Below are 16,859 nucleotides of genomic sequence, written 5' to 3'. Positions count from 1 at the left end.
GCATAACAGGGAGAACGATGTGAGATTCAAGGGAATTGGTGCAGTATCGCTTGCGATCGCTGCTGTCGGGCTGTTTTACGCCACAGCACCTGCGATGGCCCAGCAAAAAACGATTACCGTCTGGTTCGGCAAGGGCTTCTACAAGTCCGAGGACGACGCGCTGCTTGAGGCGATCAAGAAGTTCGAGGCCAAGACCGGCATCAAGGTCGAACTGTCGCAATACGCCATTCAGGACATGATTCCGAAGACGGTCGCGGCGATGGATTCCGGCACCGTGCCGGATGTCGCCTATTCCGACAGCTATGACGTGCAGGCGCAGGGCAAATGGGCTTTTGAAGGCAAGCTCGAGGACCTCGGCGACGTCCTGACGCCGATGAAGTCGGCGTTCGCGCCCAACACGCTCGAGACCGCGCTGCTCTACAACGACGTCGCCAAGAAAAAGGCCTATTACGGCTTCCCGCTAAAACAGCAGAGCATGCACGTCCAGATCTGGCAGGATCTGCTGGAGCAGGCCGGCTTCAAGCAGACCGACATTCCGAAGAAGTGGGAAGATTACTGGTCGTTCTGGTGCGACAAGGTGCAGCCCGCAATTCGCAAGGCCACCGGTCAGCGCGTCTACGCGGTCGGTCAGCCGATGGGCGTGGAATCGACCGACTCGTTCCAGTCGTTCTACACCTTCATGGACGCCCATAACGTCAAATTGGTCGACGACGACGGCAAGCTCCTGGTCGACGATCCCAAGGTGCGCGAAAACCTGATCAAGGCGATGAAGGATTATACCGACACCTACACCAGGGGCTGCACGCCGCCCTCCTCCACCACCTGGAAGGATCCGGACAACAACGTCGCGTTCCACAACAAGACCATCGTGATGACGCACAACTTCACGATCTCGATCGCAGCAAAGTGGCTCGACGACGCCAACAACCCGGCGCTGACGCCGGAGCAGCGGGCGCTCGGCAAGAAGAACTACGACGAGACCATCATCACGGCGTCGTTCCCCAACAAGCCGGACGGCACGCCGATCAAGTACCGCTCCGACGTCAAGACCGGTCTCATGTTCACCTCCGCCAAGAACAAGGCCGAGGGCAAGGAGTTCATCAAGTTCCTGCTGCAGGAGGAAAACCTTCGACCCTATATCGAAGGCGCACTCGGCCGCTGGTTCCCGGTGACGACCGCAAGCCAGCAGAGCCCGTTCTGGCAGGCTGACCGGCATCGCAAAGCCGTCTACACCCAGTTCACCGGCGGCACCACGCCGTTCGACTTCACCAAGAACTGGAAGTTCACGATCCTGAACAACGAGAACGTCTGGGCCAAGGCGATGAACCGGGTGGTGAGCGAGAAGGTTCCGGTCGACAAAGCGGTCGACGAACTGATCGCCCGCCTCAAGCAAATCGCGGGTTAGAACGAAGTCTATGGCGGCCGCCGCGGAAGTATGTCCGTCGTCCCTGCGAACGCAGGGACCCATACGCCGCGGCGGTCGTTTTGGATGATGCTGGTCGACGGCCTTCGTTCAACCACGAAAGCCTGTGGTTATGGGTCCCTGCGTTCGCAGGGACGACGATGTAAACTAGAGCAAGAATACCAGAGCAAGAATAATGGCGATTACGATCTCGGGCGATCAGGCGATACCAGGCCCGCCGCTGTCGGCCCGGCTGACCACCCCGCAGGTCTGGGGCATCGTGCTGCTGGCGCCCTATGCGCTCGTGTTCCTGGCCTTCGTGGTCTATCCGGTCGGCTATGGGCTATGGCTGGCGCGTCATCCGGCGAGCTATGTCGCGCTGTATCACGATCCGATCTTCGCGCGCGCGGCGGTCAATACGCTGATCTTTCTCCTGGTCGGCATCAACCTCAAAATGATGATCGCGCTGTTCCTGTCCGGCTTCTTCGCGCAGCAGCGCCCGTGGATCAAATGGCTGTCGGTGCTGTTCATCCTGCCCTGGGCGGTGCCGTCGATTCCGACCATTCTCTCGGTGCGCTTCATGTTCAATCCGGAATGGGGCGTGGTCAACACGCTGATCTTCAAGCTCACCGGCGAGGACGGCCCGAACTGGCTCAATGACCCGACCGTGGCGCTGGCGATGGCAATCGGCGTGCACATCTGGAAATCGCTGCCGTTCTGGACGCTGATCCTGATGACCGGGCGGCTTGCGATCTCGCACGACCTCTACGAGGCCGCCGAGGTCGACGGCGCGAGCTGGTGGCAAAAATTCCGCTTCATCACCTGGCCGTCGATGCTGGCGCTGTATCTGACCTGCACCCTGCTCTCGATGATCTGGACGCTGGGCGACTTCAACAGCGTGTATCTGTTGACCGGCGGGGGACCTGCCGATCTCACCCACGTGCTGGCCACCTTGGGAATTCGCTATCTGCGGCTCGACCAGCTCAGCCTGGCGATGGCGTCGATCGTCTGCGCGCTGCCGTTCGTGCTGCCGCTGATCTATTTCATGATGAAACGGTTGTCGCGATGAAGCTGCCAACACTGCGCGAAGTCGGCGTCGAAGCGCGCCTCCTGCTGATCGGGATTCCCGTGTTCCTGTGGACCATGATCCCGATCTACCACATGTTCCTGTTCGCGATTTCGCCGAAGGAGGACGCGTTCTCCGGAAAACTCTGGCCGACGCATCCGACGCTGAACAATTTCCGCATCGTGTTCCAGCAGGAGCATTACTTCCTGCGCGATTTCTGGATCCAGTTCTGGAATTCGATCGTGATCGCGGTCGCGGCCGGCGCGCTTACGCTGCTGATCGCGACCGCGGCGGCGTTTGCGATCTCGCGGCTCAAGGTACCGGGCGGCCGCTGGGTGATGAATTTCGCGCTGTTCACCTACTTCATCCCGGCGGCGTTCCTTGCCGTGCCGATGTACCGCACCATGGGCAATTACGGCCTGCTCAACAATCACTGGTCGCTGATTCTGGCGATGGTGACGATCGCCTCACCCTACGCGATCTGGGTGCTGAAGCAGGCTTCCGACAAGCTGCCGGTCGAACTCGACGAGGCCGCGGTCATGGACGGGGCGACCATCCCGCAGCTGTTCCGGCTGGTCTACCTGCCGCTGATGATGCCCTCGCTGGTGGCGATCGGCACCTACGCGATCCTGCTCGCCTGGAACGAATATCTCTACGCGTTCCTGCTGCTCTCCAAGGACACCGAGATCACCCTGCCGGTGGCGCTCGGCAACTTCCTCGCCGCCGACGATTCGCCCTGGGAATTGCTGATGACCACCGGCTTCATCTACGCGCTGCCGCCGGCCGCGATCTACTACGCGTTCAAACGGTACATGGTGGGTGGGCTGACGGCGGGCGCGGTGAAGTCGTGAGGATTATATACCGTCATTCCGGGGCTCGTCGAAGACGCGAACCCGGAATCTCGAGATTCTCCGATGTGCAATTGCACATCGTAGTTCGATGCTTCGCATCGCCCCGGAATGACGTATCATAGCGGCGCGACGGTCTCGCCTCGCGCGCTTGACAGCTTCGAGGCAAACGACGCCAGCACGATCACCACCGCAATCAGCGCGATCACCATGGTGCAGATCGCATTGATCTGCGGCTTCACCCCGAGCCGCACTTCGGAATAGATTCGGATCGGCAGCGTCGCCGAACCCGGGCCGGTCGTAAAACTCGCGATCACGACGTCGTCGAGCGACAGCGTGAATGCCAGCATCCAGCCGGCCACAATCGCCGGGACGATCAGCGGCAGCGTTACCGAAAGAAACGCCCGCACCGGATCGCAGCCGAGATCCATCGCGGCCTCTTCCAGGCTGCGGTCGAGCGAGGCCAACCGCGACTGCACCACCACGGTGACGAAGCACATCGTCAGCGTGGTATGCGCAATGGTCACGGTCCAGAATCCGCGCTCGGCGTTGAGCGCGACGAACAGCAGCAGCAGCGACAGGCCGGAGATCACTTCCGGCATCACCAGCGGCGCATAGAGCATGCCTGACAACAGCGAGCGGCCCTTGAAGCGTTCGCCGCGCGCTAGACCAACCGCCGCGAGCGTGCCGAGCAAGGTCGCCACCGTCGCCGACACGGCGGCGACGCGCAGGCTCATCCAGGCCGCGTCCAGCATGGCGCGGTCGTTGAAGAACTCGGTGTACCAGCGCAGCGACCAGCCGCCCCACACCGTCACCAGCCGCGACGCGTTGAACGAGTAGATGACGAGGATGACGATCGGCAGATACAGAAACGCGAGCCCCAGCGCCAGCGCGGTGACGTTGAACCGCGAGATCCGGTTCACCTTGTGCGCCATCAGCCGGCTCCGCGCAGCGTGCGGCGCTGCAGCCGGTCATAGAGCAATAGCGGCGGTATCAGCAGCAACAACAGCGCAACCGCCGCAGCGGATGCCACCGGCCAGTCCTTGTTGGTGAAGAATTCGAGCCACAGCGTCTGTCCGATCATCATCGAACCGGAGCCGGCCAACAGATCCGGGATCACGAACTCGCCGACGATCGGGATGAAGCAGAGCAGCGCGCCGGCGCCGACGCCCGGCAGCGACAGTGGCAATGTCACCAGCCAGAACGCGCGCCCCGGCGAGGCGCCGAGATCGGACGCCGCCTCAATCAGCGAGAAATCCATCCTGGCGAGCGTGGCGTAAAGCGGCAGGATCATGAACGGCAGGTAGGAATAGACGATGCCGATATACATCGCGCTGTCGGTCGACAGCCACACCACCGGCGCCGCAACGATATGCAGCACCAGCAGCACCTGATTGAGCAGCCCGTCATGCTGCAGGATGTTGATCCAGGCATAGATCCGGATCAGGAACGAAGTCCAGAACGGAACGATCACCAGCATCATCGCGATGGCCTGCCAGCGCTGCGGCAGCCGCGCCATGCCGTAGGCGATGGGGTAGCCGATCAGCAGCAGGATCGCCGTCGAGGTCACCGCGACGAAAATGCTGCGCAAGTACGAGGAGATGTAAAGACTGTCCGAAATCAAAAGCTTGAAATTATCCAGCGACAGCGCCACGAACGCCGCCTTGATCGCAGCCCAGCCTTCGGTGAAGTCGAAAAGCGGCACATAGGGCGGCTGTGCGATCGCGGTCTGCGACAGGCTTATCTTGAGCACAAAACCGAATGGCACCAGGAAGAACAGCACCATCCACAGATAGGGGGCGATCGCAGCGTAACGCGCGGGGCGGGCAAAGATGCTGCGCGCGCTCATTGTTCCAGCACCATGCAGTCGTCAGGCGTGAACCACGCCACCACACGCTGGCCCGCAAGATAAGCGTCCATGTCGAGCCGCGCGGTGTTGGCCATCGACGAGCGTATCACCGCGCCGGAGTCGAGCTTGACCTTGTAGACCGTCAATCCGCCGAGATAGCTGACATCGGTGACCACGCCCTCCAGCCGGTTGATCACATGCGTATTGGCGGCATCCGACACCGGCGCGCGGCGCGACAGTTTCACCTTCTCGGGCCGGATCGCGACGCTGACCACCGGCTTGGTGACCGGCTGCCGCGGCTCGGCGGCCGCAAGCGTGACACCGTCCTTGGTCGTGACCAGCAGCCGGTTATGTTCGCGCCAGCCAACCTCGCCGTCGAAGAAATTGACGTCGCCGATGAACTCGGCGACCCAGCGCGAACGCGGCGCCTCGTAGAGATCGCGCGGGCTCGCCACCTGCTCGAGCCGGCCGGCATCCATCACGCCGATCCGGTTGGCCACCGTCATCGCCTCTTCCTGGTCGTGGGTGACGATGATGAAGGTCATGCCGAGCCGGCGCTGCAGGTCCATCAGTTCAAGCTGCGTGCTCTCGCGCAGCTTCTTGTCCAGTGCAGCCAGCGGCTCGTCGAGCAGCAGCACCTGCGGGCGGCGCGCCAGCGAGCGCGCCAGCGCCACGCGCTGCTTCTGGCCGCCGGAGAGCTGATCGGGCTTGCGCTTCTCCATGCCGTTGAGCTTGACCAGCGCAACCATCTCGGCAACGCGGTTGGCAATCTTGTCGCGCGCCATGCCGGCGCGCTTCAGGCCGAACGCGATGTTGTCCAGCACCGACAGATGCGGAAACAGCGCGTAGTTCTGGAACATCATGTTGACCGGGCGCAGATGCGGCGGCACCTGCGCGATGTCCTTTCCGCCGAGCAGAATGCGACCCTCGTCCGGCGTCTCGAATCCGGCGAGCATGCGCAGCAGCGTGGTCTTGCCGCAGCCGCTCGGACCCAGCAGCGCAAAAAACTCCCCGGCGCGGATATCCAGCGACAGCCCGTCCACCGCGCGGAAATTACCGAACGTCTTGCCGACGCCGTCGATGCGCAGCAACGGCATGTCGGCGACCGCTTCGGGCTGCGGCGCGAGGCTTGCAGGCGCTGCGGTCGCTTCCGGTGGCGGCCGCTCCGGCGTTGCAGGCTCCGCGGCCGCGTCGGCTTTCGGCATCATTTCCGGCGATTCTTCGCTCATGTCCCCTGCCAACCCTCGCTGCCGCACGCTAGCGGCGGATCGGCATCGGCTCAACCGCTTCGCGGCGCACAGCCACAATATTATCGCTGTCGGCGGTCATGTCTCTGCTAGGCTTGGCATTCACCGCGCGCGCCATGGAACAAGAAAATGAACCGGGACCGATATGACCTGCCGCTGACGACAACCTCAGACCGGGCCGCGGCGCATTACCGGGACGGCATGGATTGCATGCTGTCGGCCTGGCACGGCGCCGAGGACGCCTTCGACCGTGCGATCCAGGAGGATGGTGACTTCGCGCTGGCGCATATCGCGCGTGCCCGCCTGCATCAGCTCGATATGCAGGCAAACGAAGCGCGCGCGATGGCCGCACATGCACGGCAATTGGCCGCCGGCGCCGACCCACGCGAACGCCAGCACGTCGAGGTCATGGCCGCGGTGATCGAGGGCAATCCGAAAGTCGCCGTCAGCGGCGCCGAAGCGCATCTTGAGCAATACCCCCGCGATGCGCTGGTGCTGTCGATGCTGCTCGGCGCGTTCGGCCTCTACGCGTTTTCAGGCCGCGCCGATCATGATGCCGCCAAACTTGCGGTATGCCAACGCGCCGCCAAGCATTATGGCGAGGATTGGTGGTTCCTGAGCTATCTCGGCTGGTCGCACACCGAAGCCGGCAACCTCTCAACCGGGCGTGCTTTAAGCGAACGCGCGATGGGATTGCGGGCTGAAAACGCCAATGCCGCGCACGGCCTGTCGCACGCGATGTTCGAGCAGGGCGACATGGCGGCGGGCCGCCGGTTTCTCGGGGGATGGCTGCCCGCGCACGACCGCAAGAGCTTTCTGCACGGGCATCTGTGGTGGCACATCGCCCTGACCGCGCTCGACGAAGGCGACCTCGAAGGCGCGCTTGCGATCTACGAACAGCAAATCAAGCCGGCCGACCGCCCCTATCCGCCGCTGAATATCTTCACCGATGGCGCTTCGCTGCTGTGGCGGTTGTCGCTGGCGGGCAAGGATGGTCTGGAGCCGCATTGGCGCGACGTCGCCGCCTATGGCGAAAAATATTTCCCCCAGGCCGGCGCACATTTCGCCGACGTCCATCACGCGCTATCAGCGGCGGCAACCGGCGGCGAGGCATTGGAAGCGCGCTTGGCGCAGCTGGAAGCCCGCGCCGCCGACGGTAAACTGGCGCCGGGCCGCGCGGCGATCGACCTCTGCCGCGGCATGCGGGCCTTCGCCGACGGCGATCATGACGGCGCGATCCGCCTGCTCGAGCCCGCGATGACCGAGTTGGTCCGGATCGGCGGCAGCCACGCCCAGCGCGAATTGTGGGAGGACACCCTGATCGTGGCGTATTTGCGCGGCGGATACCGCGAAAGGGCCGCCGGGCTGATCTCCGGCCGGCTCGAACGCAGGCCGTCCGCGCGTGACGCGGCCTGGTCGCGGGAGATTCAAGCGCGGCGCTGAACGGCAAACACTTCGATCGCCGCGGCGCGGCCGCGCAATTGGGCATGGCCGAGCGGTTCAACGAGAATATCTGAATTGGGCCGTATGTGGCCGAGCAGATCGGCGGAGACCAGCAGATTGCGGCCGGCCTCCTTGCAATATTCCTGCAGCCGCGCCGTCACGTTCACGGTATCGCCGAAATAGGCCAATTGACGCCGCGAACTGCCGCATTCGCTGATCACCACCGGGCCGGCGTGCAGACTGGCGCGGAAGCCCGGCACCATGCCAAATTCCTGCCGGTACGAATCCGCTTTCTCCGCAACGGTGTCTTCGATCGCGAAAAAGCAATCGATGCATTTTGCGCCTGACGACCGTTCGTCGAGCCGCCACGTGACGATGACCTCGTCGCCGACATAGGCGTGAACCTCGCCGCCATGCGCGACGATCGCGGCATCGATGTCAAAGAAGAAGCGGGTGAGAAGGCTCTGCACGCGCAGCTCGCCCATCGCCTCGGCGAGCGAGGTGGAACCTGCGAGGTCGAGGAACATCAATACGCGTTCTTCACGTACCGGGTGTCGATATCGCCCGAGGGCGACGTTGAAAAGCACCCGGCTGCCGACAAGCCGCGTCAGTTCGAAGACCGTCACGACCAACAGCGAAGAGAAAAAACTGAGCGTTACGACCCACGGAAATTCGTTGATCAGCCAGTGGGCCTCGATCCACTCTCCGTAAAGCACGACCTGCAAGGCCAGGATCGCTACGGCCACGGCAATCGCCATCGTTGCGGACCGCAAAGCCAGATCCGCCAACAGCGGCCATCTGGAGACCCACGCACTGCGGCGCGACGTGAAGTAGCGATGAACGCCCCAGCCGGCCAGCGTGATGCCCATCGCGTGAAGGCCGCTGCGGAGATAGTTCGGCACCGAGGATTCGATCGGAAGGTCGAACAAAAAGCGATAGCCGAGCCCGGAAAGGAAGCCGATCACGGCCAGAACGATCGTTGGATTTATCGCGCGCCGCATGTCAGCTCCGGTGTCGCCGCGGCCATGAACGCCGCCAGCGCCTCGCGGTCCGAGGGCTCCATGGTCAAACCAAGCTTCGAGCGCCGCCACAAAATGTCGTCGGGGAAACGCGCCCATTCGTGGCTCATGAGATAGCGCACTTCCGCGCCCGTCAGTTCAGGCCCAAACGCCGGGCCGAGATCACCGCGGTCCCTGGCCTCGCCAAGGATCGCCTTGACGTTCAACCCATAGGCGGCGACCAGGCGCCGCGCCTGATCCTCGCTGAGAAACCGCCAGTGCGCGCGGGCCTCGTCGACCTCGTTCTCGAACCGGCTCCAGGGAAAATCGCCGCCGGGCAGCGGCGCCTTCGCGGTCCAGCGCGGCGACATCGGATAAAACGGCGTCAGCTTCGAGACCGCCTTTTCGGCGCGCAGGCGCGAGGTGGTGACATCGCCGCCGAAGATCGTGATCAGCGGCGCCTTGCGGCGACCGTGGTCGAAACTCATCGCGCCATCCCACGCTGCCCGGTTGTTCGCGGGGTTCATCACCAGGTTGACGCCGCAAACCGTCCTCACCACGTCGACCGCCTCGATCCGCTCGCGAAAATACCGGTTCGCGGCGTCGCAAAGATAAGCCACGTCGTTGGCCGCCATCGCGACAATGGCGGGATCACCCTTGAAGGGATGGCCAACCGTGCCGATCAGGGTGAAATCGCGCTCATAGGGGCTGGCGAAAATCAGCCGGCGGTCGTGGTTCTGGAACACATAGACGTTGTCGGTGTCGAACAGCCGGCGGACCACGATCTGGCTGATCTGAACGGTGCCAAGCTTGGGCGGCGGCTGGCGCAGCACCGTCTCGGCGACGCTCGCTGTCCAGGCCCCGGTGGCGTTGACCAGCGCCCGCGCGGTCACGACCTGACGATGGCCGCGATCGATCGTCACCAGCCGCCAGGTCTCGCCCCGTTCGGCGCGGGTGCAGCGTGCACCGGTGCGGATCACAGCCCCCCGCGCCGCGGCATCGACGGCGGTCAGTACCACCAGGCGGGAATCGTCGACGACGCAGTCGGAATATTCGAACGCGGTTCCGAACGGCCGCTTCAGCGGATCGCCGACCGGATGGTGGGTGACGTCGACGGTGGCAGAGGCCGGCAGATGCGTGCGCGAGGCCAGCCGGTCATACAGCAATAGCCACGTCCGCAGCTGCCAGGCCGGGCGTTCGTCGGCGTGGGCCGGAATGGCAAAGCGCATCGGGCGCACCAGATGCGGCGCGATCCGCAGCCAGATGTCGCGTTCGGCCAGGGCGGCACGGACGCGAAGGAAGCGACGCCGCTCCAGCCCCGCCAGATCGCCATGAACGAGCCGCGGCGAGGCCGAGGAGGCGCCGGCACCGAGATCGCCCTGCTCCAGCAGAATCACGCGCAGGCCGCGGCCGGCGGCATCGCGCGCGATGCCAACGCCGTTCAACCCGCCGCCGATGATCGCCAGATCGTAGTCCGCCATGCAACGCTTACAGCCGAGAACCGAGGAGTGCCTTACACCTACCCGGTCTTGCGCGCGGACTCGATAGCGTTGATGACGCTGCGGCCGACCAGCGCGGCGTATTGCCCGATCGGCAGGGGCTTGCCGATGAAATAGCCCTGCACCGCGTCGCAGCCCTCTTCCGACAGGAAGCCGAGTTGTTCCTGGGTCTCGACGCCCTCGGCGACGATCGACATTTCGAGGCCGTGGCCGAGGTCGATGACGGCGCGCACGATGGCGGCCGATTGCGGATTGCGCCCGAGATGCATGACGAAGGCGCGGTCGATCTTGATCTTGTCGAACGGGAAAGCCTGCAGGTAGCTCAGGGAGGAGTAGCCGCTGCCGAAATCGTCCATCGAGATGCGCACGCCGAGCGCCTTGAGCCGCCGCAGCAGCGCCAGGCCGCGATCGAAGTCCTCGATCAGCACGCCCTCGGTGATCTCGAGCTCGAGCCGGTCCGGCGCCAGCCCGGTTTCGAGCAGAATCGAATGCACCAGACTGACCACATCGCCGTGCATGAACTGCGCCGGCGACAAATTGACCGCGATCTGCAGCGGCAGCGGCCAGGAGGCCGCTTCACGGCAAGCTTCGCGCAGGATCCATTCGCCCATCTCGACGATCAGGCCGCTTTCTTCCGCCAGCGGAATGAAATCGCCCGGCGACACGAAGCCGCGTACCGGATGCATCCAGCGCGCCAGCGCCTCGAACCCGATCACCTCGCTGGTGGCAACCGTCGGGCCCGAGGCGGCCTGCGGCTGGTAGTGCAGCGACAATTCGCCGTTCTTGATCGCGACCGAGAGGTCCTGGTGCAGCACGCGGCGATCGCGGATCTGCTGGTCCATCTCGGGCTCGAAGACGCTGATCGAGCCGCGCGATTTTGCCTTGGCCCGGAACAGCGCCGCGCCGGAATTGGCGAGCAGGGCTGCCGCGTCCGAGCCGTTGTGCGGAAATACCGAGATCCCGGTGGTGGCGCCGGCCCGGACCGACTTGCCGTCGATCTGGAAATCCTTCGCCAGCGCGGTCACGACCTGCTCGGCCAGCGCGATGCCAGCGGAGGGCTGCTTGCCGTCGATGATCAATCCGAATTCGTCGCCGCCGAGCCGGGCCACCACGCCGCCGCGGGCGCAGTCCTGCAGGCGCTGGGCGACCTCGGTCAGCACCTTGTCGCCCATCGCGTGACCGAACACGTCGTTCACTTCTTTGAGGCCATCGAGATCGATGCAGAGGACCGCGAATTCCTCTTCGGTACCCTCGCAGGCCTCGATCATCTGGGTCAGCGCCTGCAGGAAGGCGGCGCGGTTCGGCAGATCGGTCAGGCCGTCATGATAGGCCATGTGTGCCATCCGCGACTCGGTCTGGCGGCGATCGGTGACGTCCTCATGGGTCTTGATCAGATATTGCGGCTCACCGGATTCATCGAGCACCGTCATCCGGCGGGTCAGGAATAGCCGCAGGCCGTCCTTGGTGGAGATCGGATGTTCCTCGGTCAGAAGGCCACGCTTCTTGATCGCCGCCTCGTCGCGCGCGATGATCAGCTTGGCTTCGCGCGGGTTGAAGATATCGGCAGCCGTCAATCCGGTGGCGTCCTCGCGGCGGCGGTTGAGGATGGTTTCGGCGCTGCGGTTGGCGAGCAGGTATTTTCCGTCCGAGACGCGCTCGACGATCAGCGAGACCGGAATGTTGTCGACCACGAGTTCGAGGAATTTCTTGGTGCTCTCCAGTTCAAGCGACAACGAGCGACGGTCGGTGACGTCGTCAAACAGCGCGATCAGGAATTCCGGCTCGTTCTTCTCGTTTCGCGCGATCACGCGGTTGGAGGCAAGGACGCGCTTCTCGTTGCCGCGCTCGACCTCGAACTCGCTGCGGTGATAACCTTCCGGCGCCTGCAGCGCCGACTGGTCCGCCGTGTCGATGCTGCGTGCGGTTTCGGGACGGAAGATCTCGTCGGCGCGCTTGCCGACGATATGGTCACGCGAGAAGCGTGAGAAACGCTCGAACGCGCGGTTGGCGAAAATATAACGGCCGTCCTCGATGTTCTTGGCGGCGACGCAGACCGGAACGTTGTCGAGCACCGATTCCAGGAACTGGGTGGTCGATGCCAGCTTGCGCGAGAGTTTGCGCTGCGCGGTGCAGTCCTCATGGGTCGCGACCGACCCGCCGTTCGGCAAGCGGAAATACTTGACCAGAACCGATTTGCCGTTTGGCAGTTCGGTGATCAGGCCATCCGCGGTGGCGGCCTGGGCATAGAATTCGTCGACGCTGACATCCAGCGCGCCGCGCTTGCGACGCTCCTCCAGCAGTTCCGGCCCGGTCATGTTGCGGGGAACATCCGAGCGGACCAGGCCGTAGATTTCGAGATAGCGGTCGTTGCAGAAGATGATGCGCTGACGGGTGTCCGTCATCACCACGCCCTGACTGAGATTGTTCAGGGCTGAACTGACGAAGGCACTGCGCCGCAGTTGCGAGCGCTTGACCCGGCGCAGCGCCGACAGCACCCATAGCCCGGCCGCGGCCAGAAAGGATAAGGCCACGACGCCGCCGATCAGCAGTTCCCAGATCGTGTTGGGGTCGAGTTCGCCGGCATAGCGCGACGGCGCAAGGCCGCCGGAAGCGGACGGCGCCGCCGACGCCAATCCGCAAGATGCTGCGGTGGCGAGCAGATACACGAAGGCCAGCGCCGGAATCGAATTCCCCCCGCCTGCCTGCCACTTCTTGCCAGCCATCATTCACCCGCGGTTTCCAGGCGAGTGTCTGGCTTGACGGGTTTTGATCGGGTAAACGCCTACCCTTGCAACCGGAAAATGCGACTCAAATTACGGCAATTGCCCTGACATGATTAATGCTTCACTAACAGAACGGACCAGACGCGTATGTCGAAGCAATCCAAAGGGTTGTTCGCACGCCGCCTGGCTGGAAGAACAATGAATGGAGCGCGCGGCATGCCTGACCTCGCGCCGAACGCCCGGACCTGAAGCGGACATGGACAAGGTTGATTGCGTCGTCATCGGAGCGGGAGTGATCGGGCTCGCGGTCGCGCGGCGGCTGGCCCTGTCGGGCCGCGAGGTGATCGTGCTGGAGGGGGCCGAGGGCATCGGCACCGTGACCTCCTCGCGCAACAGCGAAGTGATCCACGCCGGCATCTACTACCGCGCCGGCAGCCTGATGGCGCAGATGTGCGTCAGCGGCAAGCGGGCGCTCTACGCATACTGCCGTGACCACGGCATCCCGCATCGAAATTGCGGCAAGCTGATCGTCGCGACGACCCCTGCGGAGACCGAGAAACTGCAATCGATCCGCGCCCACGCCGAAGCCAATGGCGTCGACGACATGCAGCTTCTGACCGGCGAAGCGGCGCGCGCGCTGGAGCCGGCGCTCAATTGCGCTGCGGCCCTGCTCTCGCCGTCGACCGGCATCATCGACAGCCACGCCTTCATGCTGGCGCTGCGCGGCGATGCCGAGGAGGCCGGCGCGGCCTACGCGTTTTACACGCCGCTGCTGCGCGCCAGGGCGACCGCGGGCAGGATTGAAATCGAGGCGGGCGGCGACACGCCGATAACATTGGAATGCAATCTGTTGGTCAATGCGGCGGGATTGGGCGCGCCTTCAGTCGCGCGCGCCATCGAGGGCATGCCGATCGAGTTGATCCCGCCAGCCTATCTGGCCAAGGGCAATTATTTCAGTTGCAGCGCGCGGGCGCCGTTTTCACGGCTGATATATCCGGTGCCGGAGCCCGGCGGGCTTGGCGTGCACCTGACCCTCGACATGGCCGGACAGGCGCGCTTCGGTCCGGACGTGGAATGGGTCGAGAGCATCGACTACGCCGTCGATCCAGCCCGCGCCGACAGGTTCTATCCCGCGATCCGGCGCTATTGGCCGACGCTGCCGGACGGTGCGCTGATGCCAAGCTATAGCGGAATCCGGCCGAAGATCGTGCCACCTGCGGTTGCCACGCAGGATTTCCTGATCCAGGGACCGCGCGAGCACGGCGTCTCTGGACTGATCAACCTGTTCGGAATCGAGTCGCCCGGACTGACGTCGTCGCTGGCGATCGCGGATCATGTCGGCGGATTGGCAGAGCGGTGAACTGCAAAATGTCAGCAAGCAGCGCCAACGCCATCCACGCGGGTGAGCACATCGGTGCCCATCCGCGGTGAACTGGCGTTTTGCTATTCTGCTGGAAAGCCTACTCTGCTGGAAAGCCTGCTGTGGGAAGTCCTAGTGGACAGTCTCGCCGGCGGTATACTTCAACCGCTCGATCTCGTCCTTGACCATCAACTTGCGGCGCTTCAACTCGACAATTTGCAGGTCGTCTGTGGAAAGATGCACGAGCGCTTCGTGCAATTCGTTTTCGAGTATCTTGTGTTTACGTTCAAGTTCAACAAGATGCGCCTGTAGAGCCATACGAAATCTCCTCGGTGGGTGAAACCTCAGATTCGATCTGGACGAAGACGAAGGAGTGTACACCAGTCGCCGAATCTGTCGATGGGTATCCAGAATCGGGGCTCTCATATTTTCGGATTTATCTGTAACCAATCGTGACTATGGAACCCGGTCAGCTTGCGGACCGGGCCCGCAGGGACGATATTTCGCTGGCGGCCTCGCAAGCCGTTTACAACCTCATCGTGCTTTTGCAGTTAGCGTACGCCATGACCGACGAAGATGAGCGCGAGCTCGAAAACGAGCTTGCCCGGCTGCAGCAGGAGCACCGCGATCTCGATGCAGCGATCGACGCGCTGCATCAGTCGCCGGCGCCGGATCTGCTGCGGCTGCAGCGGCTGAAGAAGCGCAAACTGCAACTGCGCGACCGCATCGCCTTCATCGAAGACCAGATCACGCCTGATATTATTGCCTGATCGTGCTGCCGGACCGCGATGCACCGGATGCCGCGGGTGGACAAGCCGCGTCACGATGAACAGCCTTCAAACCCGGTTGCCGCCGATCGGTCCGCCCAGCGCGACCGCGCGTTCTTCGGAAGCGGAAGGCTTGGCTTAAATACCGCCGCCCCGCAGCCGGTCCTTTTCCCCGACATCCACAAGGCCCGGTTGCGATGGACTTCCGGCGTCTCGAGCGTATCGCCGGCACCTGGCCCGCTAGCGCGGGGAAAACAATTTTCGCTCTCCCTCTTTGCTTGACTCCTCAAGAACAAAAGAGGAACATAAACTCCTGCCGTCAGCCAAAGGGGAGTCCCGCCATGTCCGCACCGCCGTCCCTGTCCGACAACAGCCGCTACGAGCAAGCCTGCGATCAGGCGATCGCGATGTGCGACGGCAATCTGCGCTCGACCATCAAGGCGCTGATCATGGCCAACGAATATCTGGAAGCCGAGCTGGAGGAATTGCAGGCGGCGATCTCCGCCGGCTGCGTGCCAACCCAGCCCTTACGCAGCAGCAGTACCGCTGCCTGACCAGCGAAGCCGGAGCGACCACCATGGCCGATGTCACTTATTACGTTGCATTGCCATTCCTGCAGGACGATGACGGCTCGCCGGTCGCCGGCGCCGCTGAGGAGTGCCAGAGTCCGACCACGGCGCTGCGCCGCGCCGAGATCCTGTCGCGATCCCCCGGCAGCATCGGAGCCGTCGCGTTCAGCCGCAGCGGCGATCCCATGATGGGCGAATTCGGCGACGCGCAATTGCTGCGGAAATTCGGCAACGTGCCGGACGATCTGAGCGGGCTCTGATCGTCACTGCCGTGCTTCAGCTGTCCGCCTCATGCCGCCGTTGCGCCTTGCGCACGTACATCGCGCTGTCGGCCTCTTCCAAGGCACGGCCCAATTCCGCATGTGGACCGAGGATCGCGACGCCCGCCGAGGCGCCCGCGGTGACGGTGCGGCCACGAAACACGAAGGTGAGGCGATCGATCGCCTCCTCCAGCAATGCCGCCTTGGCCCTGGCATCGGTCGCGCTGAGATTCCACAACAGCAGCGCGAACTCGTCGCCGCCGAGCCGGCCGACCACGTCCGATGCGCGCACATGGGCCAGCAGCGTCTTCACGATGGCCTTGAGCACCTCGTCGCCGGCGGCATGACCAAAAGCGTCGTTGATCGGCTTCAGGCGATCGACGTCGAGCACGATCAGAGCGCCGCTGGCGTGGTAACGCTTGATGAAGGCGATCGCGCGGTGCAGTTCGCGCTCAAAACCGCGCCGGTTCGGAATATCCAGCAGGAAGTCGGTATCGGCCGAGGCCTGCAGCTCCTCTATCCTCGCCAAAGCCCGCGCCAATTGCGTCTTGAGCCGGCGGATCGTCGCTTTTGGGTCGCTGGCTGCAGCCAGGGATCGGCTTTCGGACTTACGGACCCCGCGTGGCGCGGCTTTTCGCACCGCCGGGGTCGTTTTACGGCGTTTTGCGGTTCCCGCAGCCGCCGTCCTGGTTTTCTTCTTCATAGCCTTCCCTGTGCAGGCGTGCGTATCAAGGCTTGCCCGGATTCACCAAGTCAGGATAGTCCATTCGTAATCCCTTGCCATGCCTTGGATGACGCCCGGGCCGCCCCTATAATTGGCCTATGTTT

The 16,859-nt window shown here is 63.7% G+C and carries 16 protein-coding genes; 8 read left to right on the top strand and 8 right to left on the bottom strand.

Translation table 11 applies throughout. The features are described from left to right. The first annotated feature begins 19 nt into the window (after window positions 1-19). The 3 genes from ACSQ84_RS26330 to ACSQ84_RS26320 all read left to right on the top strand — a co-directional run bounded on the left by ACSQ84_RS26330 (window position 20) and on the right by ACSQ84_RS26320 (window position 3,319). Window positions 20-1,405 carry an ABC transporter substrate-binding protein gene (locus tag ACSQ84_RS26330; RefSeq protein WP_436214634.1) on the top strand — a complete coding sequence of 462 codons (1,386 nt, stop codon included), beginning with the start codon at window positions 20-22 and terminating at the stop codon, window positions 1,403-1,405. A 193-nt stretch (window positions 1,406-1,598) separates the two neighbouring features. After that, on the top strand, window positions 1,599-2,471 hold the full coding sequence (locus ACSQ84_RS26325; RefSeq protein ID WP_436214633.1) for a carbohydrate ABC transporter permease: 873 nt from the start codon (window positions 1,599-1,601) through the stop codon (window positions 2,469-2,471). Then, a complete protein-coding gene (locus ACSQ84_RS26320; protein ID WP_436214632.1) occupies window positions 2,468-3,319 on the top strand; it encodes a carbohydrate ABC transporter permease in 852 nt (283 codons plus the stop codon). Before ACSQ84_RS26325 ends, ACSQ84_RS26320 begins: the two co-directional genes overlap by 4 nt. A 116-nt stretch (window positions 3,320-3,435) precedes the next feature. On the opposite strand, the gene ACSQ84_RS26315 is transcribed toward ACSQ84_RS26320, so the two are convergent. The 3 genes from ACSQ84_RS26315 to ACSQ84_RS26305 are packed head-to-tail and all read right to left on the bottom strand — an operon-like array spanning window position 3,436 to window position 6,394. After that, entirely contained in the window at window positions 3,436-4,251 is an 816-nt protein-coding gene (locus ACSQ84_RS26315; RefSeq protein WP_436214631.1) for an ABC transporter permease, read from the bottom strand. Continuing rightward, window positions 4,251-5,165 (bottom strand): ABC transporter permease, encoded by a 915-nt coding sequence (locus ACSQ84_RS26310; protein ID WP_436214630.1) that lies wholly within the window; start codon window positions 5,163-5,165, stop codon window positions 4,251-4,253. The genes ACSQ84_RS26315 and ACSQ84_RS26310 overlap by 1 nt, the downstream gene beginning before the upstream one ends. Beyond that, on the bottom strand, window positions 5,162-6,394 hold the full coding sequence (locus ACSQ84_RS26305) for an ABC transporter ATP-binding protein (RefSeq protein ID WP_436214629.1): 1,233 nt from the start codon (window positions 6,392-6,394) through the stop codon (window positions 5,162-5,164). The genes ACSQ84_RS26310 and ACSQ84_RS26305 overlap by 4 nt, the downstream gene beginning before the upstream one ends. A gap of 147 nt (window positions 6,395-6,541) precedes the next feature. On the opposite strand from ACSQ84_RS26305, the gene ACSQ84_RS26300 reads away from it, so the two are divergent. Next, complete coding sequence (locus tag ACSQ84_RS26300; protein ID WP_436214628.1) at window positions 6,542-7,855, top strand: tetratricopeptide repeat protein; 1,314 nt, start codon at window positions 6,542-6,544, stop codon at window positions 7,853-7,855. Here ACSQ84_RS26300 and ACSQ84_RS26295 read toward each other — a convergent pair. Genes ACSQ84_RS26295 through ACSQ84_RS26285 form a run of 3 tightly spaced genes read right to left on the bottom strand, consistent with a single transcriptional unit; the run spans window position 7,840 to window position 13,075 of the window. Next, entirely contained in the window at window positions 7,840-8,856 is a 1,017-nt protein-coding gene (locus ACSQ84_RS26295) for an adenylate/guanylate cyclase domain-containing protein (RefSeq protein WP_436214627.1), read from the bottom strand. The genes ACSQ84_RS26300 and ACSQ84_RS26295 overlap by 16 nt on opposite strands. Beyond that, the gene (locus ACSQ84_RS26290) at window positions 8,841-10,334 is read right to left on the bottom strand and encodes a glycerol-3-phosphate dehydrogenase (RefSeq protein ID WP_436214626.1); all 1,494 of its coding nucleotides are present in this window, start codon (window positions 10,332-10,334) and stop codon (window positions 8,841-8,843) included. Before ACSQ84_RS26290 ends, ACSQ84_RS26295 begins: the two co-directional genes overlap by 16 nt. Window positions 10,335-10,372: 38 nt before the next feature. After that, complete coding sequence (locus tag ACSQ84_RS26285; RefSeq protein WP_436214869.1) at window positions 10,373-13,075, bottom strand: sensor domain-containing protein; 2,703 nt, start codon at window positions 13,073-13,075, stop codon at window positions 10,373-10,375. A gap of 256 nt (window positions 13,076-13,331) precedes the next feature. On the opposite strand from ACSQ84_RS26285, the gene ACSQ84_RS26280 reads away from it, so the two are divergent. After that, window positions 13,332-14,435 carry an NAD(P)/FAD-dependent oxidoreductase gene (locus ACSQ84_RS26280; RefSeq protein WP_436214625.1) on the top strand — a complete coding sequence of 368 codons (1,104 nt, stop codon included), beginning with the start codon at window positions 13,332-13,334 and terminating at the stop codon, window positions 14,433-14,435. A 132-nt stretch (window positions 14,436-14,567) separates the two neighbouring features. Here ACSQ84_RS26280 and ACSQ84_RS26275 read toward each other — a convergent pair whose 3' ends face one another. Further along, window positions 14,568-14,753: a YdcH family protein gene (locus ACSQ84_RS26275; protein ID WP_436214624.1), complete on the bottom strand. Its 186-nt coding sequence runs from the start codon at window positions 14,751-14,753 to the stop codon at window positions 14,568-14,570. A 245-nt stretch (window positions 14,754-14,998) separates the two neighbouring features. Between ACSQ84_RS26275 and ACSQ84_RS26270 the strand changes: the two genes are divergently transcribed. The 3 genes from ACSQ84_RS26270 (at window position 14,999) to ACSQ84_RS26260 (ending at window position 16,031) form a co-directional block, all read left to right on the top strand. Further along, on the top strand, window positions 14,999-15,205 hold the full coding sequence (locus ACSQ84_RS26270; protein ID WP_027538800.1) for a YdcH family protein: 207 nt from the start codon (window positions 14,999-15,001) through the stop codon (window positions 15,203-15,205). Window positions 15,206-15,543: 338 nt separating this feature from the next. Further along, on the top strand, window positions 15,544-15,756 hold the full coding sequence (locus ACSQ84_RS26265) for a hypothetical protein (RefSeq protein ID WP_436214623.1): 213 nt from the start codon (window positions 15,544-15,546) through the stop codon (window positions 15,754-15,756). 23 nt (window positions 15,757-15,779) lie between these two features. Then, a complete protein-coding gene (locus ACSQ84_RS26260; protein ID WP_436214622.1) occupies window positions 15,780-16,031 on the top strand; it encodes a hypothetical protein in 252 nt (83 codons plus the stop codon). A gap of 16 nt (window positions 16,032-16,047) precedes the next feature. On the opposite strand, the gene ACSQ84_RS26255 is transcribed toward ACSQ84_RS26260, so the two are convergent. Continuing rightward, the gene (locus ACSQ84_RS26255) at window positions 16,048-16,734 is read right to left on the bottom strand and encodes a GGDEF domain-containing protein (protein ID WP_436214621.1); all 687 of its coding nucleotides are present in this window, start codon (window positions 16,732-16,734) and stop codon (window positions 16,048-16,050) included. Window positions 16,735-16,859: the final 125 nt, after the last annotated feature.

This window comes from Bradyrhizobium sp. LjRoot220 (assembly GCF_964252915.1).
Lineage (GTDB): Bacteria > Pseudomonadota > Alphaproteobacteria > Rhizobiales > Xanthobacteraceae > Bradyrhizobium.
The sequence above is the reverse complement of the archived record's forward strand: the minus strand, read 5'-3'. Positions and strand labels throughout refer to the sequence as shown.